This is a genomic window from Rosistilla carotiformis, from assembly GCF_007753095.1.
In the GTDB taxonomy this organism is placed as follows: Bacteria; Planctomycetota; Planctomycetia; order Pirellulales; family Pirellulaceae; genus Rosistilla; species Rosistilla carotiformis.
Genome location: NZ_CP036348.1, coordinates 5,427,480 through 5,452,915 on the forward strand (window position 1 = coordinate 5,427,480; position 25,436 = coordinate 5,452,915).

16 protein-coding genes are annotated in these 25,436 nt (G+C 57.0%); all 16 read right to left on the minus strand.

Annotation, left to right across the window (positions count from 1 at the left end; genetic code table 11):
- Positions 1–37: 37 nt before the first annotated feature.
- Positions 38–1,750 carry a cytochrome c oxidase subunit I gene (gene ctaD, locus Poly24_RS19645; RefSeq protein ID WP_145099475.1) on the minus strand — a complete coding sequence of 571 codons (1,713 nt, stop codon included), beginning with the start codon at positions 1,748–1,750 and terminating at the stop codon, positions 38–40.
- Between the two features lie 104 nt (positions 1,751–1,854).
- Positions 1,855–2,910 (minus strand): cytochrome c oxidase subunit II, encoded by a 1,056-nt coding sequence (locus Poly24_RS19650; protein ID WP_145099478.1) that lies wholly within the window; start codon positions 2,908–2,910, stop codon positions 1,855–1,857.
- Between the two features lie 12 nt (positions 2,911–2,922).
- Entirely contained in the window at positions 2,923–3,822 is a 900-nt protein-coding gene (locus Poly24_RS19655) for an SCO family protein (protein ID WP_197452031.1), read from the minus strand.
- Complete coding sequence (locus Poly24_RS19660) at positions 3,809–4,123, minus strand: hypothetical protein (protein WP_145099484.1); 315 nt, start codon at positions 4,121–4,123, stop codon at positions 3,809–3,811. Before Poly24_RS19660 ends, Poly24_RS19655 begins: the two co-directional genes overlap by 14 nt.
- Positions 4,124–4,239: 116 nt before the next feature.
- A complete protein-coding gene (locus Poly24_RS19665; protein ID WP_145099487.1) occupies positions 4,240–5,484 on the minus strand; it encodes a hypothetical protein in 1,245 nt (414 codons plus the stop codon).
- A gap of 132 nt (positions 5,485–5,616) precedes the next feature.
- Positions 5,617–7,350, minus strand: a complete 1,734-nt coding sequence (locus Poly24_RS19670) for a quinol:electron acceptor oxidoreductase subunit ActD (protein WP_145099491.1) — start codon at positions 7,348–7,350, stop codon at positions 5,617–5,619.
- A gap of 140 nt (positions 7,351–7,490) precedes the next feature.
- On the minus strand, positions 7,491–8,909 hold the full coding sequence (nrfD, locus tag Poly24_RS19675; protein ID WP_145099494.1) for an NrfD/PsrC family molybdoenzyme membrane anchor subunit: 1,419 nt from the start codon (positions 8,907–8,909) through the stop codon (positions 7,491–7,493).
- 112 nt (positions 8,910–9,021) lie between these two features.
- The gene (locus tag Poly24_RS19680; protein ID WP_197452032.1) at positions 9,022–12,372 is read right to left on the minus strand and encodes a TAT-variant-translocated molybdopterin oxidoreductase; all 3,351 of its coding nucleotides are present in this window, start codon (positions 12,370–12,372) and stop codon (positions 9,022–9,024) included.
- Positions 12,369–13,055 (minus strand): cytochrome c3 family protein, encoded by a 687-nt coding sequence (locus tag Poly24_RS19685; RefSeq protein WP_145099500.1) that lies wholly within the window; start codon positions 13,053–13,055, stop codon positions 12,369–12,371. The genes Poly24_RS19680 and Poly24_RS19685 overlap by 4 nt, the downstream gene beginning before the upstream one ends.
- 148 nt (positions 13,056–13,203) lie before the next feature.
- Positions 13,204–14,487, minus strand: a complete 1,284-nt coding sequence (locus Poly24_RS19690; RefSeq protein ID WP_145099503.1) for a prepilin peptidase — start codon at positions 14,485–14,487, stop codon at positions 13,204–13,206.
- A 161-nt stretch (positions 14,488–14,648) separates the two neighbouring features.
- Positions 14,649–17,864 carry an efflux RND transporter permease subunit gene (locus Poly24_RS19695; RefSeq protein WP_145099506.1) on the minus strand — a complete coding sequence of 1,072 codons (3,216 nt, stop codon included), beginning with the start codon at positions 17,862–17,864 and terminating at the stop codon, positions 14,649–14,651.
- Between the two features lie 42 nt (positions 17,865–17,906).
- Positions 17,907–19,274, minus strand: a complete 1,368-nt coding sequence (locus Poly24_RS19700; RefSeq protein ID WP_145099509.1) for an efflux RND transporter periplasmic adaptor subunit — start codon at positions 19,272–19,274, stop codon at positions 17,907–17,909.
- Positions 19,271–20,008, minus strand: coding sequence for a TetR/AcrR family transcriptional regulator (locus Poly24_RS19705; RefSeq protein WP_145099512.1), 738 nt, complete (start codon positions 20,006–20,008; stop codon positions 19,271–19,273). Before Poly24_RS19705 ends, Poly24_RS19700 begins: the two co-directional genes overlap by 4 nt.
- 164 nt (positions 20,009–20,172) lie before the next feature.
- The gene (locus Poly24_RS19710) at positions 20,173–22,125 is read right to left on the minus strand and encodes a MutS family DNA mismatch repair protein (RefSeq protein ID WP_145099515.1); all 1,953 of its coding nucleotides are present in this window, start codon (positions 22,123–22,125) and stop codon (positions 20,173–20,175) included.
- A complete protein-coding gene (locus tag Poly24_RS19715) occupies positions 22,070–23,497 on the minus strand; it encodes a glycosyltransferase family protein (protein WP_145099518.1) in 1,428 nt (475 codons plus the stop codon). Before Poly24_RS19715 ends, Poly24_RS19710 begins: the two co-directional genes overlap by 56 nt.
- 387 nt (positions 23,498–23,884) lie before the next feature.
- Positions 23,885–25,243, minus strand: a complete 1,359-nt coding sequence (locus tag Poly24_RS19720) for a sigma-54-dependent transcriptional regulator (RefSeq protein WP_145099521.1) — start codon at positions 25,241–25,243, stop codon at positions 23,885–23,887.
- Positions 25,244–25,436: the final 193 nt, after the last annotated feature.

A 25,436-nucleotide genomic window follows, 5' to 3' on the forward strand; every position in this document is an offset into this window, starting at 1 on the left:
GGGGTTAACAAATCCTTCGGTGAAAGATTCGCCCGCCTTATGCGTCCTTTTTGGAATCAACATGCTGCGGAGCAGGCTCAAGCTTCTGCGGCACCACTTCGCGGTCGGGTTCGGTGAACACATAGTCATCCGACTTCGCGTCGTATTCCAAATCACCGAAGTAATACGGATTGCCAACCACAGGCGGGCGTTCGAAGTTGTAATAAGGCGGCGGACTCGAACAACGCCATTCCAACGTTGCACCACCCCACGGGTTGCGTGGAGCCTTCTTACCGCGATACAGCGAGTGCAGCAGCACGATCAGTGCAACCAACAAGCCAAATCCCAAGGTGAATGCCCCCACGGTCGACATCCGATGCAAGCCGGTGAATTCCGGATCGTAGCTGGCGTATCGACGAGGCATGCCGCGGCTGCCCAAAACGAACTGTGGCAAGAAGGTCAAGTTGAACCCGATGAAGACGATCGCTGCCGAAATTCGGCCCCACGTTTCATTGAACATCTTGCCCGTCATCTTCGGCCACCAGTGGAACAGACCACCAAGGAAGGCGACCAAAGTTCCGCCCATCATCACATAGTGAAAGTGGGAGACAACAAAGTAGGTATCGTGCAGGTGCAAATCGGTTGTCAACGTTCCCAAGAACAAACCAGTCAAACCACCGATCGTGAACAGGAACATAAACGCCAACGCGTAACACATGGGCGTCGTTAAGCTAATCGAGCCCTTGTACATCGTGGCCAGCCAGTTGAACACCTTAATCGCCGACGGCACCGATACGGTGAACGTCAGCGCACTAAAGATGATCGTGGTGATCTCCGACATGCCACTTGTGAACATGTGGTGTCCCCAAACCAAGAAGCTCAACAACGCGATAGCGATCGAACTCAAGGCGATAAAGCGGTAACCAAAAATGCTCTTATGGCTGTGAACGCTCATCAATTCGCTGATCACGCCGAAGGCGGGCAAAATCATGATGTAAACAGCGGGATGGCTATAGAACCAGAAGAAATGCTGGAACGCGACGGGATCCCCGTTGAACGCGGGATCAAAGATACCGATATGCATCAGACGTTCGCAAATCAACAGCAACAATGTGATGCCGAGCACAGGGGTCGCCAAAACTTGAATGACGGCCGTCGAATAAATCGCCCACAAGAACAATGGCATCTTGAACCAGGTCATACCCGGTGGACGCATCGTGTTGACCGTCACGATGAAGTTCAACCCGGTAAAGATCGAACTAAAACCGAGAATGAACACACCGGTCGTCGCAGCGATGACCGACGTCGATGTCGTGGTGCTGTAGGGCGTGTAAAACGTCCATCCGGTATCGAGTCCCGTGGTGCAAAGCGCGAACAGGAAAAAAACCGCTCCGGCACACCAAAGATAGAAACTGCTTAGATTCAATCTTGGAAACGCGACGTCCTTGGCACCCAACATCACGGGTACCAAAAAGTTCCCCAATGCTGCCGGGATGCTGGGAATGATGAACAAGAAAATCATCACCGCACCATGCAGCGTAAACACCTGGTTATAGGCGTCATTGGAAAGGAAGCTGCCCTGTGGGTTGTACAGGTGAGCTCGCAAAATCAACGCGAGCGTTCCACCGATCGCGAAACTGACCATCACGCCAATCAAATACATCAAACCGATGCGTTTGTGGTCCAGTGTGACAATCCAAGACATGATGCCTTTGGTATTGGTCAAGTAGTTGTCGTCGGACGCATGGTCTGCAGTGGCTGCTTTTGACATGCTCATGTCCTCATTTTTCAAACGTGGTTATGTAGTAGTTGTAACTTAATCACCGGAGAAACCCGCACGCCTTGCCTGTGGCGTCTGCAGGGCCTTACACCGGTTTACTTTTTAAGGGACTTGATGTACGCGATCACCGAATCGATTTGATCGTCATTAAACTGACCCTGGAAGGACGGCATGACAGGGGGATAGCCTTTCACAACCTTCGCCTTCGGGTTCAGGATCGATTCGCGAATGTAATTCTCATCGACAGCAACCTTGCTGCCGTCGGTCATCTCATGTTCGGCGCCAAAGCTGTTCAAAAAAGTCGGACATTGGCCGGCGGTACCATCCGCCGAATGGCACCCTTTGCAACCGCGTGTCGTGTACAAGAACTCCCCGTACTGTTCGGGAGTTTGATCATCGGGACGGCGGTTGGCCGATTCGAGCCAAAGGTCATAGTCGTCCTGCGTTTCATGAACGACGACTTTCCCTTGCATGTTGGAGTGATCTTTGCCGCAATATTCCGCGCAGAAGAAGTCGAAGTATTTGCCTTGGTTGAGGATATTCCCCGCTTCGGCTGGATCGTCGCTCTTCCATTGCATCTCTTCGTCGGTCAACGAATCGGTTGCGATGGTGGGCGTGAACCAAAGGATGTTGTAACGTCCGGGAACAATGTCACGTTTGACACGGAACGCTGGGATGTACATCGCGTGCAACACATCCTTGGAACGCATCACCAACTTGGTGGGTTGGTCTTTGACGACGTGCAGTTCCGGGTTCATGATCCCGCTGCCGTAATCAAACAACCACGACCACTTTTGCGCCGTGACTTGCACTTCGCGAGCGTCGCTTGGTGGTTCTCGCATGTCGAGATAACCAACGCTGCCTCGGTAGAACATCCAAATCAAGAGGAAGCAAGGTCCCACCGACCAAGCCAATTCCAACGCGGTGTTGTGCGTCGCCTTCCCTTCAGCTTTGGTACCCTTGGGTTTACTGAACTTGAACGCCGCCCACCCCATGTAGATCATCATCGGCACGAAAAACGCGACGCTGATCCAGAGGATCGCTTTGTACATGAAGTCCACTTCCGTGCCAAAATTCGACGCGGTTTTCGGAAACCAAAAACCGTCGGAAACGTCGGCGAGGACGAACGAAAGGTTCTGTAATGTTTGCATCGGTTTGAAACTCTAGTGTGAATGGTGGCCAGCGGGATGCTGCACGTTCATTCGCGTTGGGTTAGGTAATTCGTGGTCGCTCAGGTCCGCCGACGTTTTGCGTCGTCCAAGCCAATAAGGAACAAGTCCGACCAGTAACAGCACAACCGTCGCTGCGCCGCACAACCGCATGATCTTCCATGCGCTGGCTGTATAGCTGCCTTCCAACGGATTGTAGACAGAACAATACAAAACGAAGTTGTCGACTAACGAGCCGATTTTTCCGCCACCAGCCGCCAAAAGACCAAGCTTCACCTGATCGGCAGGGTAATCGATTAATAACAAATAACTGCTGATCGTCCCTTCTGGCGTGCAGAAGGCGAGCATCGCGGCGTGGCTGTATTGCCCAGTTTCGGGAATGAACTTGTACCGAAAACCTACCGCGTCAGCAATTTTTGTAATGGATTCTTGGTTCCCGGTTAGGAAGTGCCAGCCGTCGGCGACTCCTTCACGAGGCAAAATACTTACGTACTTTGACTTTGTCTCTTGCGCCTTAAACGGCGATTCTTTCGGATCGATGCTAATCGTTACGATTTGGAAATCTTTGCCAACGTCCAAATCCAACGCGTCCAAAGCACTGACAAGCTTGTTCAATTGCAAGCTACACAGCATTGGACAATCGCTGTAATTGAGCGTGACCAAAACAGGACGTTGACCGTCAAAAAACTGCTGCAACCGTACCTTTTGCCCGCGTTCATCGAAGAACACCGCATTCAAGGGCAACGGCTCACCCAGTCTTTGTTCGACACCCACCTCTTGGACGTTCGTAGGAAGGTCCTTAATCAGTTGGCCGTTTGCGTTGGAAACAACCAACGACCAACAGACCGCAAAGAAAATGCGGAATGGAATCGGTGTCGCGTTAGGCTTCGTCACTTGTTCCTGCATCGGATTTAGGTTTGTCCTTGAGGGCCGCTTCGATCGCGTTTTCGATCGGGATACCGAACCGCCCGGTAACCGGATCCACCACCACGTATTCGTTTAAGCTCTCGGTCTGTTCAATCAAGACCTGATTGAACTGTGTGTATTCTGTGTTCAACATTTTTCGTCTCAGTTCGCCTTCATCCATCCAGTGGAAAATGATGGCAACGAACATGATCGTGATCACTGTGCCGACGACAAAAATTGCGCTGTAGGCGAAAATTTGTTTGTTGTCCAAGTCGTCGTATTGAGCCATGGCTAATGCTATTTATGAGTGAAAATGTCGTATGTTTTGGCCGCTGAGTTGTTTGCCCGGCGGGTTGCTTATTCTGTTACCATGGAGAGGCGAAGTTTGTCTTTCGCGAACTCCAATTAAATGTTCTCAAACGCCAGTGCTTGTGGCAATCGCGGGTCCTTTGCAGCGACCAATGGAATCCCCGATCCGATTCGCAACATCACCCCCACGTACAAGGCGAACATACCAACCGCACATAACAGGGAACTGATGAAACCCATCACTCCACCGAAGACGAGGTAATTTTCATGCCCTGCTTCGGGCATAATCACCCAATACAGATCGACATAGTGCATCGCAAGGATATAGACACCCCAGCACGCCATCCACTTCGGCCAACGACGAACGTGCCGCGACATGATGGCAAAGAAGGGAACCAACCAGTGCAGGACCACCAACGATATCGAAACCAGGCTCCAGCCATGCAATCCGTCGCCCTGACGATGCAACAACCAAATGGTTTCTTCCGGGATGTTTGCGTACCAGATCAGCATGTACTGGCTAAATGCAATGTAAGCCCAAAACACGATAAAACCAAACGTGAATTTTCCCAGGTCATGGAAATGCTCTTCGTTGATTTCGTCCACCAAGACACCCTTCTTTTGTAAGAAGTAGATGCTGCTGCTCATCAACGCGAAGAACGAAAGCATCGATCCGGCGAATAGGTAGACGCCAAACATCGTGCTGAACCACAACGGATCCAACGACATGATCCAAATGAAGGCAGCAAACGTGACGGTCAAGCCAAACAACACCGTCGCCGGCCCGCTCCAGCGTTGCAATTTCGCTGTCAACGCGATGTCACCGGTTAAGTCTTGCTTGCAACTGTTGGTCCAGAAAAACCGGGTAATCGCAATCCAGACACCGAAGAGCACAACCGAGGTGATCAGGTAGGCCACCGGATTGAGGATCTTTGCCTTTTCATGGTTTGCGGCCGTTTGCGAACTCCACCCCTCTGCGTTCCATGGGTACAGCGCCCCATGATCGAACAACAACACGTAGACCAAGATGGGCAAAAACAGAATCGCCAACAGAGGAATCACGGCCATCATGATTTCGGCCACGCGACGCACCGAAGCACTCCACCCAGCGCGACACAGATGTTGGATGATGACGAAGAACAACGCCCCAAGGCTGATCGTCAAGCAAAAGGTGAACGCCGTCAGATAGGCGTGCAACGAATGCGAGACGCCATTGGGCGACATGAAGCCGGCGATCACGCCAACCAACACGGCGATCCCTCCTCCAGCCAGCAACGGACGTTGGACGCCGCTGAGCGATTCGGGCAGTTGCAACGAGCGATCGTTTGGTTCTTTTGTCATCGTTGTTTTTGGTAAGGCCGGAAAGATTCCGGCGTCGTCTTTAAGTAAATGATTGCAGTTCAAGGGGCGATCGGTTGGTGTGTCACGCTCACCCTTCGGTAGCCGCAACTTCGATCAGCCGATTTCTATTCGCTATTCTTTGTCTGGCGATGCTTCGCCTTCAGCGGTTGGCTCAGCTTCTTCAGTTGCCGGTTTCGTTTCTTCAGCCGCAGGTTTTGCTTCTTCAGCCGCTGGTTTCGCATCCTCAGTTGCTGGTTTCGCATCCTCAGTTGCTGGTTTCGCTTCCTCAGTTGCTGGTTTCGCTTCCTCAGTTGCTGGTTTCGCTTCCTCAGTTGCTGGTTTCGCTTCCTCAGCCGCTGGCTTTGCTTCTTCAGCCGCTGGTTTTGCTTCTTCAGCCGCTGGCTTTGCTTCTTCAGCCGCTGGCTTTGCTTCTTCAGATGCTGGTTTCGCTTCTTCAGCCGCTGGTTTCGCTTCCTCAGTTGCTGGTTTCGCTTCAGCTGCCTTCTTCAGTCGGGCGGCTTCCTCGGCTTCGATTTGCTTTTTCAGCTGATCCGCTTCACGAGCCAACTTGGATCGCTTGTTCGCGGGGATCTCATCGATCGAAACATCTCGACTCGCTTGCAACACACGCAGGTAAGCGACGATCGCCCAGCGATCTTCCACCGTGATTTGCCCCGCATAACCAGGCATCTTGCGGATACCGTTGGTGATCGTGTTAAAGATCTTGCCGTCGGCCATCTTGCCGGCAGCGAGCCGTTCTTCATGCAGCGAGGAAGGCTGCGTCCATGTGGTCGCCAGTATTTTCTTCGCTCGCTGATTGACCAATCCATTGCCAAAACCATCACGGCCATGGCAAACCGCACAGTAGATGTCGAATCGCTCACGACCCTTATCCAGTGTCGCACGGTCAATCGTCAGCGGGTTTTCCTCAACCCAAGGCGTGGTGTCGGCAGCTTCGCCCGCGGCGGCATCGCCAGCTTGAGCAAAGGCGACCAATTGCGTCGCGTCGCCGCGATTACCCTCGGCCATTGCTTCCAATTGGATTCCGGTTTGATCATCCACGTCCAAATCGCCGCTGCCACGCATCACCGTGCCAGGGACATTCGGACGCATCGTCCGTCCATCGGCAAACAGGATCGTCTTTTCCTGCGGGCCCTTCGAAGGCATGAAGTCCATATCCCAGAAGATGTGGAAGCGTGGCTTCGAACTCTTCGTAACTCGCATGTCCGCGATAATCAACAACGGGAAAACGCTCAACACCGCCAGAACCAAGACCGCGAGGTAGATGAACCGCGGAACGTTTGTTGGCGATTCGTCTTCGTAAACATCTTCAAGATTCGCTGGACTGGTATCCGCCAACAGCGCCCGGGCGCCCGCGTCATTGAATCGGGCATCGCGTGAATCGATGTACAAGAAAAACTTGTCATCCGTCGCCGCGTCGAAGCGTGGGCTGGTGAACATCGCGTTGCTGAACTTAGGCAATCCATTCAGCGCCCACTGGCCGAAGAAGGCAGCAAAAGCGGAGAACAGAATCGTCAATTCAAACGCAACGGGAATGAACGCAGGCAAGCTGAGGAACGGTTTACCCGAGATAATGTACGGATAATCGATGGCGTTCATCCAGGTTTCCATCGTCAACCCGGTCAGACAGCCTGTGGTGCCCGCAGCCAACACGATCCATGGCAGAATCGTCGGCTTGATGCCAATCGCCTCATCGATGCCATGCACCGGGAAGGGGCTGAACGCATCGGTTTTTGTATAGCCCGCTTCTCGCACGCGATTCGCTGCAGCGATCAGTGCTTCGGGAGTGTCGTATTCAGCGACAACGCCACGGGATTTCGATTGATTGCCAGAGGAGTCAGCCATCGTCGGCAAACCGTCCGTTCTGTAGAGGTGCGATAAAAACTGTGTGACGGTGATACGTCACGGCCAAAATTTCGATCGGGCCTAAACCCGCGAATACCTTCTCTCGTGCGACCGCGATCCGCGATCACACCGCTGCCTTCTTAGTGCTTGTCGTCGTGGTGCGCGTGCTTGGCGTGTAACTGGTGAGCCAGCACCGCCTTCACCTCGCTCATCGCGATGATCGGCAGGAACCGACAGAACAGCAAGAACAACGTGAAGAACAATCCAAAACTTCCGATCAACATTCCCACGTCAACCCACGTCGGCGAGAAGTATCCCCAAGCACTCGGCAGATAATCTCGCGACAGCGAACTGACAACGATCACGAACCGCTCGAACCACATCCCGATGTTAACAAAGATGCACACGATCACCATCGCCACCAAGTTGGTGCGGAAAAACCGGAACCAGAACAATTGGGGACTGATCACGTTACAGGTCACCATGATCCAATACGCCCACCAATAGGGTCCAAATGCCCGGTTGATAAAGGCGAACTTCTCGGCGGGCACTTGACCGTACCAGGCGATGAAAAATTCGGTACCGTAAGCCAATCCGACAATCGATCCGGTCGCCAGGATGATCTTGTTCATGTTCTCAAGGTGGCGGATCGTGATCAAGTTCTCCAACTTGAACATGCTGCGGCAGGGGACCAACAGCGTGACCACCATCGCAAATCCACTGAAGACCGCACCGGCAACAAAGTACGGCGGGAAGATCGTCGTGTGCCAACCGGGAACCTGACTGACCGCAAAGTCAAACGAAACGATCGTGTGTACCGACAAAACCAGCGGAGCAGCCAGTGCGGCCAACAACGCGTATGCTTTTTCATAACGGTGCCAATGACGCGCCGATCCACTCCACCCCAACGACAGCACACCGTATACAAAGCGGCGGAACTTATTCTTCGAACGGTCGCGGAAGGTCGCCAGATCGGGAACCATCCCCATGTACCAGAACAACAGCGAAACCGTGGCGTAGGTGCTCACGGCGAACACGTCCCACAACAGCGGACTGCGGAATTGAGGCCACATCCAAAGGTTTAAACTTGGATACGGGAACAACCAGAACGCCAACCAAGCACGCCCGACGTGGATACCGGGAAAAGTACCCGCACAAACGACCGCGAAGATTGTCATCGCTTCGGCCGCCCGGTTGATACTGGTTCGCCAGTTCTGACGGAACAGGAACAAAATCGCGCTGATCAAGGTACCGGCGTGACCAATACCGACCCAGAACACGAAGTTCACAATCGGCCAGCCCCAGAACACGGGCGAACGGTTACCCCAAACACCGACGCCGGTGTAGATCAGGTAAGCGATCAACAGACCAAAAAACGCCGCGACGTGAGAACTAATCAAAAACGCAACGATCCAAGCCTTGCTCGGCATGCGTTCGGCGATCGTCGACACCGATTCGGTAATCGTGTGATACGTCGTTGAATCCCCCAGTACCAACGGAGCGCGTTGGTCGGGTTGTTCCAAGGTATTGTCGAGTTTGTTGGGAACGGCAATCGCCATTGTTTTGTCTACTGCTGTGTCGTGGGCCCGGACAACTTGCCAAGGCGCGATTCAGTTCGGGTAATTCCCAAGCCGAGGCCCGGGGACATTTCTTCTACTAACTCACAAAACTCTAGACGCGAGCGGCATCACCCAGGACGGGCAACATCGCCGACTTCTTCTCATCCGATTTCTTGTCGCCGTGATCATGGTCATGATCGTGGCCATGTTCTTCAGCGTGACCGTGATCGTCACCGCCATGTTCGCCATGATGGCCGTGCGACTCGGCAGCCAATTGCTCCAATTGAGCTTGGGTCATCAGGCGATGATGGGTGTTGCGGATGCGAGCCAAATACGCGGTGCGTGGCTTCACATTCAAGTGGTCCAACATGTAGTAGGCGCGGTCGTCTTTGTGCGCCAACGAGACCGCCGATTCCTGATCGGCGAGGTTACCAAATTCGATCGCCTTGCAAGGGCAAGCCTGCTGGCACGCGGTAACAACATCGCCATCTTGGATCGCTCGACCGCCGTCCTTACGGGCTTCGATCTTGCCACGCTCAACACGTTGGATACAGTAGGTGCACTTCTCCATTACACCACGACCGCGAACGCTGACGTCGGGGTTGAGAACCAATTGTTGCAGCTTGCGATTCGCGTCGTCGACCTTGTCGGGGAACGCGTCGATGCCGTAACCGGTACCCACATCTTCGTTGAAGTTGAAGTAATTGAATCGGCGAACCTTGTAAGGACAGTTGTTCGCACAGTATCGCGTACCGATGCAACGGTTGTAGGCCATCGCGTTGATACCTTCTTCGGTATGCACGGTCGCGGCCACGGGACAAACCTGTTCGCACGGAGCGGTTTCGCAGTGCTGGCAAGTTACCGGTTGCTGAACGATCTGAGGCGATTCATCCACGTTTTCCGGATCGCCGCTGAAGTAGCGGTCGACACGAATCCAGTGCATTTCGCGTCCCATCGAGACCTGCTCTTTGCCGACAATCGGAATATTGTTTTCCGACTGGCAAGCGACAACACACGCGTTGCAACCGACACAGCGATTCAAATCGATCGACATGCCCCACTGAGGGCGTTGGATCTCTTCCTTCTCGAAGATCTCCATCGGTTCGGTCCACAACGACTTGAGCGCCGGGCTGTGAACCCCCATGTGCTTGACGAATTCGGGATCTTTTTCAAGCTTCTCGATCGTGCCTTCACGGATCAAGCGGTGGCTGCGATCGACGGTTTCTTCGAAGCCGAGTTCATCGATGGCGAAGTGATCTTGCGTGGTCGACAGTTCATACGTGGTCGATCGCGGACGCGCCACAACTCCTGCTGCCATTAAAGGATTGCCGGTTGTTCGCAAACCACTGACATCGAATCCGACAGGATCCGAACCCAGATCTTCGCTTCCACCCACGGCACCGGCACGACGTCGGCCGTAGCCCATCGCTACCGTGATCACCCCGGCTGCAGCCCCCGGCAATTCGTAAACCGGCAGTTCGATCGCGGCATCACCGTCGCCCAAGGCGACCATCTTGTTTTGGCTGACACCAATCTTGGCGGCCGTCGCTGGAGACATCAACGCAGCGTTGTCCCAAGTCAACTTGGTCACCGATTGAGGCATCTCTTGCAACCAACCGTTGTTGGCGAAGCGGCCGTCGTAAACGCCGTCGGCAACCGAGATCACCACGTCGACGCCTTCGGATTCGTATTCACTGGTCGGAACGACCGCGACATCGGTCAACGGCTCATCGCCACCACTGTAGGTCGCCGCAGGCACTTCGACTTTGATTGCCGCTTCGAAGCCATCATGCAACAGCTTCCGCCATTGACGGTTGCTCAACGATTCACCCGCTGCGGCGTCCGCCGTCTTGCGAACGATCGCTTCCGCATCGGCCTTGTCGTCGCCCAGGAACCATGCCAGATATTCGAGAACGGTCTTACCGCCCAGCAATGGCAGGATCTGTGGTTGAGTCACGCCGTAGAAACCGTCGTCGGTTTGGCAGTCGCCCCAGCTTTCGAAAGGATGCGATTGCGGCAGCACCCACTGGCAGGCAACCGCAGTTTCGTCGTCGTATTCGCCAACGTAAACGCTTGCTGAAGCCTTTGCCAACGCGCTCGCCACGTCGACGTCGCCCGTTGTGGTGTAGACAGGATTCCCGCCCAGCACGACAACCGATTTGATGTCGCCCGAGTTGAGTTTGGCGACAAAGTCTGCCAGACCAACCGTCTTCAGTTTGCTGTCGATCGGTTCGGCAAAGCGAATCGTCTTACCAAGGCTTTCAAGCTTGCTGTTCAAGCGAATGCCAGCAGCCACCGCGTCGGGGCCCAGGTGCTCGCCAACAACAACCAACGCCTTGCCCTTGCTGGCGACCAGGTCGCTAGCCATGACTTCGATCAAGAGATTCAGCTTCTCGGCCGGAGGAAGCCTATCAAAGCCACCTTCGGTATCGCCGGCAGGCGCTGCAGCACCACCAGCCAACGCAGCGTCGACTTGTTTTTCTAACGCCGCGATGAACGCAGGCATCTGCGATGGCTGCAGCGAATAACGTGTGTCGGCTGCCATGCCGGTGTTGGTGAAGCTCGATTCAACCGAATACAAGCGGTTCATCTTGCCGACTTCGGGGGATCGCCCGTCAGCAAAACCTGCGGCATTCGCGACAAAACCGTGGTCCGAACCAAGGATGTCCGCATCGATGCTGCAGATCACGCTGGCCGCGGCCAGATCCAAGACCGGCTTGCCCACGCGACCGATCGCCTTGGTGGTGGCTTGCGACATTGCATCGCCACGTACCGCGTCGTAACGACCGATCGTCATCGCCGGGAATTTGGCTTGCAGTTCGGTCAACAGACGAACGACCGAAGGGGATTGCGACGGCGGCATCAGAATCCCGAAGCCCTTGCCATCGTTGCGTGCCAGACCATCGCGAACGGCGCCAAAACCTTTGACACCGATTGCGTTGTCGACAGCGGCGGCAAACGAATCCCAGTCGTCGAGCCCCGGGTTCTTCATACCCCCGGATCGCGAGATCACGCCGTCCATACGGTCGGGATCATACAACTGCAAAATCGCCCCCTGAACGAAAGCATCGGTTCCCACGCCCGGCGAAGGATGTTGCGCATTGGCTTCGACCTTGATCGGACGTCCATCGACGCCGGTGATCAACAGGTTGTAAACACGGCCAGCCCATTCGATGTTTGTGGCGGTGAAGTGCGGTTCGCCAGGCACGCGTCCGTCGGGTCGGATCACGAACGGCGCGATCGTCTCTTCGGCATACCGGCAGCCACTGGCACTTAGCGTCCCCAGGGCAATCGACGCACCCATCAGCTTCATCCAGCGACGGCGTGAAACCCCCTCGGGAAACTCGGAAGCGCCCACGGGGAACTCACGGTGCATAAACTGCTCGAAATCGGGCGTCTGCTTGATTTCGTTCAAGCTACGCCAATAGCGACTACGAGGTTTTGGTTCGGTTGTCTCGCTCATCGATGACATACAGCGCAATTAGTCTGAGGGTGAATGTTCTTTTCTTTAATCAGCTTTTCGCCCAATGCGATCGGATCCTCATCCGATTTCCAATCCAGCTTCGTCACAAATTCCACAGGACGAATATCCGCTGGATCGACGCCGCGATGGCAATCCAAGCACCACGCCATCGAAAGTTCTTCCGCCTGATAAACGACATCCATCTTGTCGATCCGGCCGTGACATCGCACGCAACTGACACCCGAATTCACGTGGGCTGCGTGGTTGAAGTACACAAAGTCGGGCAGGTTGTGGACGCGTTTCCAACCGACACTCTTACCGGTCTCCCAGCTCTGGTGCAGCGGCTTCAGTTTCGGGCTGTCGGCGTGAACGGCCGACAACGCCGTTTGCCCCGCTTCGTCAGCAGGGCTGTGGCAATTGATGCAGGTTGCTGTCGGTGGTACCGCAGCGTGAGCGGCGTCGAAAACCGTGTTGTGGCAATACCGACAATCCATTCGCAATTGGCCCGCGTGGATCGCGTGGCTGAAGGGAATGGGTTGATCGGGTTGATAGCCGGTATTCAACGTTCCAGGATCGGTCGCGCCAATGAACACCACGCCAGCGTAGGCACCACCGCCCGCGACCAACGCGCCCATTAGCATCAGGAACCGATTCACCCAGCGGGGAAATAGAAAACGATCCATAATTTTGTTCAAAGAACCAGTGCTAAAGGCTCTGTTAGAGACAATTTGATTAGGTATTGAACGCTTTCATGCGCCCACGTGGACGCAGTATCGCTGTTTTGTACCCACTTCGACAAGGGCTACCAGCCACTCGCGACATTTGACCGCACTAAGTTCCGAAGAACCTCTGTTCAACCACGCGAAACAGAAACAACAGCGCGCACATTGCAACCAACGCAAACATCAAAACCGCGCCAATCAATGGCCCTAGGATGAACACGCCAGCGCCCCATTGATTCCAGATACGGTCCCAGAACACCACCGTTAACATCGCCGCCGCCGCAAGGTACGGCCCGAAAGGAAGCATCCGATTGCCCGTCAACAACCAACTGGCTAACACGATTACGATCGCGGTGAAGGGAGCTAAAAAAAAGACGAACAGCGCAGCTTGCCATCCGATAAATGCCCCGACCATCGCCATTAACGTAACGTCACCAAACCCCATCGCCTCCTTGCCCAACCCAAGCTTCGCAAACACCCGCACCGCCCAGATCTGTCCACCCCCGAGCCCCACGCCGACCAATCCGCTCAGTAGCGCCAACCAGGCCGATTCGCTCAGCCCAAAGTAAACGGCAGCGATCGCAACGCTTCCGGCCATCCAGATCGCAACCAACAGCGTCCAGACCTTGATTCGGAAACGGCCCAACAGCATCGTTTCGTATTTCAGTAGCCCTGCGGCGAAAAACTGGATCGCTTTGGCAAGCCCTTTCCGCATGATCCACCGTCGGTTTGCCAACGCGAAACACCAGACTGCGAAGATCGCTTCCCCCACGACCAGCCCCATTGGTGAGATCCACTTCGCCTCGACGGGGGCAGGCGAGGGAAACATCACCGCTGCCAACCCGCCTTCGGTCGCCCACGGCAAACAAAGAGGCGCTCCGATCTGCGGCATCATCAGTGCGGCGATCACATGCAAGGCCAGCGCCAGCAGCGTGCCGGTAACCGTGACCGCATCGGGGATCGTCTGTTCATCGAAATCGATGAACGTGGCGATCATCAACAACGTCATCATCAGGGCGTGCCCCAGATACATGATCAGCATCCACTGCCGGGCGATCGGCAACATCGCCGCCGGCATCGCATCGGCCGCACCGACCGGCAACAACCCCAACTGGATCACTTCCCACCAGAACAGCCCCGCCAACATCGGCCCGAACAACAGTTCGATCAACATCGGCCTCAGCCAGAAGATTCGCCCGTGGATGTCCGCTTCGCGACGCAGGCCCAGCCAGCCTAAGACAGGAATGCGATCGGTCGCCCGACGGGGCAACGCCCGATCGTCCGGTGGACTCCACGGACTGATCGCACGCGGAAACCAAGCCCAAGAATAAACCGCCCAGTTTATGAACGCTCCTAAGACGACACCGACCAGAACGATCAAGAGGTAAGTCACGCGGGATGTTTTATATAGATGGGTGGCTGAAGCTCAGCAACGCTCCCAGCGAGCGGCGCGAGCCACAATGGTTCCACAATCCGCACCCCGAGGCAAGCACACTCACCCTATTTGAAGCTAGGGGCAATCCATCGCGTTCGACGCAATCGCACGACAGGCCGTCAATGCGCCCCTGCAAACTCGATCGCGGCATCCTCACCGGACCCTACCGCCCCAAGCCCCGCTTTGGCTTCGGACGCGTCGCAGCAGGAAACGCAATAGACCAATCGGTAGGCCGACGGCACAAACACCAACGCCAACAGCGTCGCCCCGATGACACCGCCGGCGATCGCGATCGCCAATGGCGGCCAGAACCCTCCGCCCGACCAAATCAGCGGCAGGAATCCGGCAACGGTTGTCAATGTGGTGGCGATCACATGGCGGCTGCAATTGACCACCGTCTGCACAATCGATTCGACCCCAACCGGGGTTCTTCCGTGTTCTTCCTGCAACGTCGCCAGGACCACGATCGAATCGTTGATCGCAATACCAATTAAGCCCATGGTGCCGATGATCGCCATGAATCCGAACGGGAAGCCGAAGATCCACAGCGATCCCAACCCCAGTCCGATCGAAAGCAAACCAACCAAGCCGATGATTGCCGCCAAGCGAAACGATCCAAACGAAAGCACCAGCGTTGCGACCATCATCACCATCAACAGCCCCACGCTGGCCATCAGATTGCCGACGGCGTCGTCTCGCTTGGAAGCTTCTCCGCCGTAAGCCAGTTCGTAGCCGTGTGGCAATTCGAAACCACTCGCCTCGAAACGTTTTCGAAAATCGGCCAACGCGGTCGCCGGCAGCGTCCCCGCGGTCAAAAACGCACTGACCTCATCCATCCGCCGCCGATCCAAACGCACGATCACTCCGGTCTCGGGTTCCAACGACCAATCCGCAACCGCTCTCAGCGGCAACATCCGCGCGGCGCCTTCAGCGGTCGCCGAGAGCTCCAGCGAACGAACACCCGACATCGCCGTACGCGACCGATCTTCGACACGGACACGAACCGGCAACTCTTCGGTCTCCTGGATCACCGCCCCGGCCAACTCGCCATCGAAGCTCGCCTGCACCTGGTCGGCGATCTGCGTGGGGGACAATCCCGCCAGCGACGCCGACTGGGAATCGACCTGCAACCGAACCTTAGGCAAAGTCTCGCTCAACAAACTCATCGTATGTGTAACGTCGGGCCCGCTCGCCAACACCGCGCGGACCTGTTCCCCCAACTCGCGTAGCTTCAGCAGATCGGGACCGAAAATTCGCACCTCCACCGGCGCGTTAAACGGCGGCCCCTGCTCCAGCTGCCGAACCAAGACCCGCGCCTCGGGTACCTTTGCGTCCAGCGCAACCTGCAAGCGGCGAATCATCTCGTTGACCGAGACACCATCAGAAACGCGAATGATCGCTTGCCCAAAGTTGGGCGTTCCCTTGCGATTTGCCAACACGTTGTAATAAAACGTCGGCGCACTCTCGCCGAAATACCAATCGATCTGCTGGATCGCTTCGTCGGCCAAGACCTCATCAACCAACTTGGCCACGCGCTGCGTATCGGCTATCGAACCCCCCGTTGCCAATTCGACTTCAATATGAAATTGATCGCGGTCGGCGGGCGGAAAGAACTGCTCAGCCAACATCGGTGCGACGCCAAAACCGGCCAACGGCAGGACCATCGCCGCAGCAATCGCGGCTCGCGGATGCGAGATCAACCAACGCAACACATGCCGGTAACCACCGATCACCCAACTTGGCGACACCCCGTTTTGCAGGAAGCCCACCCAACCGCGAGGCTTCCGATCCCGATCGTGAACGCGAATGAACAACGCGGCAAACGCAGCGATCACCGTTAACGAATAGAACAGCGAAGCGAAGATCGCCATGATCACACTGACAGCGATCGAACCGACAAATTCCCCCGCCGGGCCAGGCATCAACACGATCGGTGCGAACGCCAAAGCGGTCGTCAGCGTGCTGCCTAACAAAGGGATCGCCAACTTGCGAACCGTCTTGGCGACCGCGTCTCCGGGGGACAATCCATGCAACATCTCCACCTGAATCTCGTCGGCCACAACGATCGCGTTGTCGATCAACAACCCCAACGCGATGATCAATCCCGTGACCGACATCTGATGGACGGGGATCTTCAATAGATGCATGCCAAAAAGCACCGTCAGCATCGTCAACGGAAGCGCCGACGCCACGACGATCGCGCTGCGCCAGCCCATCAGACACAGGATCACCGCACAAACCGCCACACCTCCCATCGCCAGATTGGCCAGCAAACTTTCCAGTCGCGCCGACACATAACCGCTCTGATCCATCACTCGGCAGATCGAGATCCCTGCCGGCAACTCACCGCGAAAATCATCGACGACACGATCGGCGGCAAGCGACCACAAATCGATCCGCGTCTCCGGACGAATCAAGACCCCCAATGAAATCGCAGGGCGCTCGCGATGCCAGCCCAAGCGAGGCATCGGCTGAGGCGTGGCCAGCGAAATGTCAGCGATTTGATCCAATCGTACGAACCGGCCGTCGGCGGCCCGCACATCGGCCCGCCCCACATCCGATAGGTCATCGAACTGATTGCCGACTTCCAGCGAAAGGTCCAAGCCCGCACCACGCATCTGGCCCGCGGCATCCTTCGCGTCGAAACGTTTCAGTTGCGCCGCGATCTCCGCGGCTGATAGATTCATCGCCGCAGCCCGCTGTGGATCCACTTGCACCAAGATCTCTTCCCCGGGATCGCCAAAGCGGTCGACCGATTCGGTCCCCGACATGCCTTGCAACGCGTCCTGCAGTCGCTTCGCGCTCCGCCGCAGAACGGCGTAATCGACGGGCGTCTCCAAATCCCAAACGACCGACAAAATGCGTGCGTACGCCCGGACCTCGAGATCGTCGAACTCGGGGCGCGACGCCTGTGCGGGCAATTCGGGAAGACTGTCTTCGATCTTGCTGCGGATCTTCGCCCAAACGATCTCCGACTCGGCCACTTGGTCCAACAATTCGATCGAAATCGACGAAACTCCCGACCGGCTTTGCGATCGCATCTCCTTGATCTCTTCGATCTCGCGCAGCCGATCTTCCAGTTTTTCGGTCACCAACGCCTCGACGCGCGACGCATCGGCCCCAGGCAGCCTTGTCACAATCAAGGCCGCGCGTTTGATCAAAACCGGATCCTCCATCCGCGGCAAGATCGCAACGCTCGACAAACCGGCGACCGCCACCAAGGCAACGATCAATATCAACGAACGTTTGTCGTGAACCAAGCGATTGGTCCAACCATGGCGATGTCGATCGTCCGCCTGTTGCGGTGGCGTGGGTTGGGAAAGTTGCGTTTGCATGGATTCGTTTTCGCAGCGTGAGTTGCGAGATGCGGGAAAACGCTAATTCAGTGACAACGATTCGACCTGCCGCAAAGCCTCGCGATCGACAGGGGCAACCGCCATCCCTGGCGTCAAGCGATGCAGACCGGCAGCCACGACGCGGTCTCCCGCTGCGATCATGCCGCCGGAAATACGGGCAAGCCGCGTATCGGTTTCCAACACTTGGACGTCGCGACGCTGAACAATGCTCTGTCCCGCGGGACCTTCAACGACCGCCATCAAGGACCACAAGCCGCGTGTCGACCGCGCTAGCGACGTGATCGGAACCCAATACGAATCGGCCCCGCCGTTCCGCACAGCCCCCAACGAGAGACTGGCCGTTCGCCCAGGAACGATTCCATCGGCATAGCTGCCATCGGGACGCGGCTGCTGGCGCGGAATCTTGACGAGCACCGCCTGAGTTCGCGTGCTGCGATCCAGTTCCGGTTCGATCCGCCCGATCTCCGCTTGGATCGCGGCTTCGCCCAACGTCACCGTCACCGGTTGGCCCGGCGCGAGACCGCGGACATCTTCAGGCGAAACGCCAAAGCGTGCCTCCAATGGATCGGTCTGCAGCACCCGCAAAACAACACGATCGGGACCGGCGATCGTTCCTTCGTCGAGGTACCGTCTTCCAACAACCCCATCAAACGGGGCCACGATACGGCCGTCGCGCAGATCGACCTGATAGCCCTTCAGCTCCGCCTGCAACATCGCCACCCGGGCCCGTTGCGCCACCAGTTGTTCGGACCGCGTCCCCGCCTTCAATTCATTATATTGTTGCGTCGCAGCCTCCAATGCCGCTTCTTGCTGCAACGCCTGGAAGCGGGCGTTGTCATAGGTTTGGATACTGGATGAGTTCGAACGTTGGAGCTCCAATTCACGCTGGGTCGTGATCTGCGCCAACTTCACGGCCGCCGACAATCGGCTGACTTCAGCCGCTGCGGCCGCGATGGTCTCCGCTCGCGGACCGGCTTCCAATTCGGCCAACATCGCTTCGGCTTCGTCGATCCGAGCCTGCGTTGCTTCGATGATCGCGGCCAAATCGTCGACCTCCAATTGCGCCAGCGTTTGACCGCGGCGAACGACGTCCCCTTCTTCAACGGCCACCGAGAAGACGCGACCGCTGCGTCGGAACGCCAACTCCGCTTCTTTGCTCGCTTCGATCGTGCCTCGATAATCGTCAACCCGCGGCGGCGCGGAGAGCTCCCCCAACGATAAGACCGTCACCGGAAGTGGACGCGAGCCGGTCGCGATGACAATTTTTGACGCCGCGTCACCGGACGCTTGCGAATCGCCAGACCATGCGTTGGCGGCCACAAAGATCGCGACGCCGCTGACCAAACCGGCCATCAGCAGCCACATCGATTTCGATCGCGGAAAACTCATTGGTCCCCCCGTTCCTGTGCGTCATCCAACCAACGGTTCAAATCCGTTCGCACTTTCTTGATCCATCGTTCGTACGCTTTCGGTTCGAACAGTGGTTGCCACTGCAGTCCATCGAGCAACCCGTTGCAGTTGCGGCGAATCGCGCGGCGGGCGTTCTCAATTCCCAGATCTGCCAGCGACGGGCTGGTCATCTCCAACATCAATCCACCGTAGACCAGCGACCACAACCCAAACACCAGATCTTCGACCGCATGCGTCGCACGATTTTCCAGATCGCCACACGCCATCGCATCGCGAACCACTCCGGCCACGGTGTGCATGCACCGCGATTCGCAGTTCCGCAGCAGATCTTGACGCTTGGGAGACGTTTTGTCCCAAACCGCATCATGGCGAATGATCTGTTCGATGCGGAACAGTTCATTAAAACGGTCGGCGAACAATTCACACGCGATTCCGATCGCTGCGACCCGCTCGCGCGGACAACCACGCATCATGGCGGCGCGATTGAATAGGCCCAACCGACACTCGACGGCCTGGATCGCCAACGCCAGGACGATCTCTTCCTTGTTCGGAAAATGGTTATAGACGGTCCCCTTGGCGGTCTTCAGCTCCGCCGCGATCGCGTCCATGCTCAACAGAGAGATCCCGCCACTGGCGACCATCGGCCGGGCGAGATCGAGGATTCGCGTTTCGCGTTGGCGAATTTCACGCTGCTTCGGTGTCAGAGTTTGCATACCGCAAAAATATGACGCAGCGTCAAAATTGACAAGGCGTCACTTTTCGGATGCCCCATTTTGCAGCAAATTTCGGCCTCGCCGTGCTCGCGGTGCCGAACGATCCGGTTCCAGTACCCAAATGTCCAACTGACGAGCAATCTCCAACCGAGGGGGCGTTTGAGTTATCGCTTCCCCAACCCGACCATTTCCAGCAGCCGGATCGCATTGGTCGTGGGCGTTACGCCGCTACGCATCTTGTAGTCGAACGTCATCGTTTCCTGTCCGGCCTGATCGGTTTCGATGTGCTCGCGGAAATGGACGATCGTGGCGACCGATTGCATCGCCGGATCATCCGCCAGTTCGAGATCGTGGGTACTGATTGCGCCGATCGCCTGCATGTGGACCAGATGATCTAACACCGTGGATACGGCGATCTGGCGTTCGCGGCTGTTGGTCCCTTGCAGGATTTCATCCAACAAATAAACGAGCATTCGATCTTTCGAAGCGTGCATCCGCTCGGCGTGATCGACGACTTCACGCAACCGTTTTAATTCGGCCATGTAGAACGAGACCCCTTCGCGGAGCGAATCGTCGACACGGATGCTGGTGGCCACTTCGCACGACGGCAGTTCGAATTCGGTCGCACAAACGACCGATCCGGCACCCGCCAGTTTGATGTTCAGCCCCAGCGAACGCAGCAACGTGCTTTTGCCCGACATGTTCGAACCGGTCACCAACAGCAACGTACCGGCAGGCCCCAGCCCGGCATCGTTGACGACGCGGGCGGAGTCTTTGAGCAACGGATGACCCAACGCGCGGGCGGCAACCTTCCCCTGCGGGCCCGCTTGGTTCCACGTCGGCGACGCCCACTGAGGGTATTCGTCGGCAAGGGCCGCCAGCGACAGGATCGCTTCCAACTGGCCCAACGCATCGAACCACTCGGGCACATCGCTTCCATACCGGGCCTTCCAACGCTCCATCAGCGACAGCACATGCACGTCCCAAAGCCCCGTCAACTGCAACACGACGTACGGCAGGAACAACAGTGGCGCGTGCCGCAGGCTGGTCATCGTCGAGACACCGCCCATCGCTCGCAGTCCTGCGATCGCTCCGGTTTCCGGATTCAAGATCCGCTTCCGAACGGGAGCCAGCATCTCGATGTCCGCAGGAATCCAGTCGGCCGCTTCGAACAGGCGGATGTAATTTTCAACTTCCGCCCGACGTGTCGCCACCGATTTGAAGATCTCATGGACCGGCCCCAAGAAACCGACAGTCACAATGATGGCGATCGCAATCATCGTCAACTGAATGGCCGCGGCGATGGAGATCGAAATCGCGCCGAGCGCTGCCAACGGCCAAACCACAAAAGGCGTGATCGCAATCACGCGGGCCAACGGTAACATCCAACGGCGCGGACCGTCCAACCAAGCAGGCGCGACGGCCCAGCGAGTAAAGTTTTCAGGCGATGCGGTTTGCCCTGCAACGTCGCGAGCGCGGGCGTAGAAGACTTCTCGCTGATCGTGGAAGCTGGCCAGCTTGCGAACCGCTTGGTTGCGAGCGGCCGCCTGTTCGGGGATCGCCGGACCACAAAGCCACCGGGCTAACGTCAGTTTACCAGGCGCTGTGCCCGCCAACGAAACCAGTTGATACAGCGATCCGACGCCAAACAAATCCAAGTCTTTCGCGACGGCGCGGCCATTGCGATCGAGCCACGAAACGTCCTCGGGCAGTTCAAAGACGGGCAGATCGGACCAGCGACGGTCGAGGCGTGCGAGCAGTTGCCGGTACAGCGAACGGCGACGACGGATCGAGGTCATCGCATCGCGAACGTATTCGTGCCACGTGATCACAACCAGAAAGGCGGCCATCGCAATCCACCCCGGCACGACCAGCGGAAGCGCCCCCTTGCCCGCGGCGTATCCGACGACCAAAAGGATCAATCCGGCAAAGAACAGCAGGCCGCGAATGATATTCAGTTGGCGGTTCCGCGCTTCAAACGCAGCCACCTCGCCGGCAAGCGCATCCAATCGCTGAACGTAACGCTGGCGGGCGGTCCCTGTTTCGCTGACCGATGCCGGGTCAAGCGGCTTCGCTGTCGGCGCCGAGTTCGTTGATTCCGATACGTTTGCGTCCATTACCAATCACCTTCAGGGCGATGCGATCTTCCAAGTTGGGCCGAAAAACAGTCAACAACATTAGTGGAAGATACCAAGCAACGTACAGCCCACCCCCGTAACCGTGCCAGAACTGAGCAGCCGCCATCACCGCAGCGGAACAGCTCATCAAGGTGCCGAGATTCTTTTGCCCCGGCCAGAAAGCAAAAAATCCACTCAACACACCAAACGCGACGAGGATCGGCAGCCGCCAGATTGGATTCCAACCCAGGCCCCAGATCCCGGCCAGACCTTTGGTCACAGGCAACCATAGCCCAAACATCTGCTGCACGCGGTCAAAGATCAGATCGCGTTCCCCCAGAAACAGCAATGCCGCCAAAACGGCAACGGTTAGCCCGACGCCGTACATGAATCGCCGCAACCCACGCTGCCAGTAAAAACTGACCCACAACGGCAACAGAAACAGCGGGTAATAGACCAACCCCGCTGCCAGACCGATGAAAACCCCCGACAAAATCGGACGCCGGTAACAGAAGACAGCCCAAATCAATAACGCCGCGGGAAGCACATGATCGACGCGCCCGGTGGTCTGGGCCGTGTAGGGCAGCAACAGATAAAGCGCCGCCGCGCCAACGCCGGCACGAATGTTTTTAAAGTGAAACTGGCCGATAAAGACCACGCCCAAGACGGTCGCCAACTGCGACGCGATCGCCAAGGCACGCGCGAGCCCCGCGTAGCGAACCGGCTGGACTTCTCCAGCGATTTCGGCGTCGGGAGTTGTCGGGATCGCGGGCAGCCGATTGACCAACGGGTACCCCGGCCCCGGCTTGGGCCCCTGAGCGGCTTGGATTTCCGCCGTGCTGGTGATCACGTTGGCCATCAAAAAGATGAACATCGCGATCCCGATAAAGGACAACCCACCGGTCGACAGATTCGGATCCAACAACGGCCGCCGTACCAAAATCGGGTCGAGGATCATGCGAATGCAGATCAATCCTGCCACACCCAACAACCAAATAAAGCCCCAACGTTCAACATCGGCAACGTTCACTCCTGCCACCAGCACCTCCGGCGGCGCCGTGGGAGCGGTCGCGTCGGCCATACCCAGCAACTCATCGGGCGTCGCCGCTTCGATACGATCAGCGATCTCCGGCGGCATCGTTGCTTGCGGAGGGTGAGCGGCTTCGACAATCGTTTCCCCCGCCACCCGCAGCTGGCGACCTTCGTGAACCATCAACAGCCCTGGAGACAGCAACAACAGCAGCAGGATGTCGACATTGCGCAGGCTCCACACACGATAGAAAACAAAAAACAGCCCAATAATCAGCAGCGACGACAGATAGACCCAGGTGACTGGGTCGGGGCGCTGATAATGGAATAGAATTTGGCTCATGGATCGTCCGTACCCGCGTGGATCGACAGGCTCGAAGTGAATCGAATCGAAGTGTTCACTGTAAAGGATAAACAGCTGCGGAAAACCAGCAACCGTGTTGAGGGGTTCCGCTGGAGATTGCAAAAGGTTATCTCTCGGTAGCCTGATCGGATTGTACAAGCTTTTCCGATTGAACCCGCACGCCGAATCACGAGCCCAGCAGCTCGCGGTAACGTCGGCCGCCCCGCTACGTTTCCGTTTCAAACGCCCCAACGCCTGAAGCCAGCGGGAGGACCGATCGGTTCCCGCGAAGCAGAGAGCTGCCACGCATTTGCCGATTCCGCCCTGCGCAATCGAATGACGGCGCCGGCCAACGTCGATTGCGAGACACCATCCGAAACCGTTGATTTACCCGCCGTGTTTGGATCCAAACTTTTCCAACAACCGGTACAACGAACGTCGGTTGATTCCCAACACCCGCGAGGTCTTCGCTTTGTTGCCCCGATGCTGCTTGAGAACCTTCAAGACATGGACGCGGTTGAGCGTTTCAAGGTCGACGTTCCCGCCGATCTCCAACGGCGGTTCGCCCCCCGCCGTGACGATCTCCCGCGGCAGGTCCTCGATCGCAATGATCCCCGGCTGCGCGGCCAACACCTTGGAACGTTCCAACGCATTACACAATTGGCGCACATTGCCCGGCCAAGCGTATTGCTGCAACGCCTTCAACACACCCTCCCCCAACGTCCAGGAATCGCCCAGGAAATGCTTCACCAGCAGACCGATATCCTCGGGATGTTCTCGCAGCGACGGAAGCCGGATGCCCAGCACATTGATGCGATAGAACAGATCTTCGCGAAATCGACCGGCGCGCACTTCGTCGCTCAGCGTCTTGTTCGTCGCTGCCACCAAGCGAACGCGGACCTGCCGTTCTTCGGTGGCACCGACCCGACGGATCCGACCGTCTTCGATCGCCCGCAGCAGCTTTGCCTGCAGCCCACCGGCGAGCTCGCCAAATTCATCGATAAACAAGGTGCCGCCATCGGCCATTTCGAACAACCCGCGTTTGCTGGCGATCGCCCCAGTGAAACTCCCCTGTTCGTGCCCAAACAATTCACTCTCCAGTAGACTCGCCGGGACCGCCGCGCAATTGATTGCGACCATCGGTTGATCGGCCACACGACTGGCAGCATGAATTTCACGAGCCACCAATTCCTTTCCGGTGCCGCTCTCCCCTTCGATCAACACCGGCATCGCGCTGGGCGCCACCCGATCGATCCATTGCAACACGGTTCCGATCGCCACCGAAGTCCCTAAGATCGACGACCTGCCAGCGCGGGACGCACCGCCCGAAGGCGGATCCGCGGCACAAGAGGACACCTTCGCATCCTCCGCCGACGCCTGAATCACACGTTCCAGGTCGCCATCGCCGACGGGTTTGACAAGCACATCGCTCACCCCAACCTTCATTGCCGAAACAGCGGTCGCAACGGTCGCTTCGTCAACCACAACAAGAACTCGCATCGACTTCGCTGTGGCGTGTAGCCGGCCGAGTAGTTCCAGCGAATGTTGGTCGATCCTTGGCAACCCGACGACTGCGACGTCAAATCGCTGAGATCTCGCCGCCTGCAACGCCGCCGTCACCGACTCGACTTCTCCAACGTGGTACCCACAATCCCCCAAGCAACGCTTCGCGGCGGCCGCCCCCCATCCATCGGTGTCGACCCAAAGCACCGCGATCGCATCGCGCTCGAATGCCAGAACGTTCATTCATCTGCCCATGCAAAAGACCCATCCTGCCGACGGATTTCACGCATGTCTTCCCTGCGCAATCCAACCCCTTCAACACAAAGCGGCAACGGCTCCCAAGCTTCTCTCGCAAGTCAAATCCGGATCGACCGAAGCGAGAAGAAACCCAACCGTTAATGAACGCAACTCTAATGCCGAAGAAACCTGCAAGCCT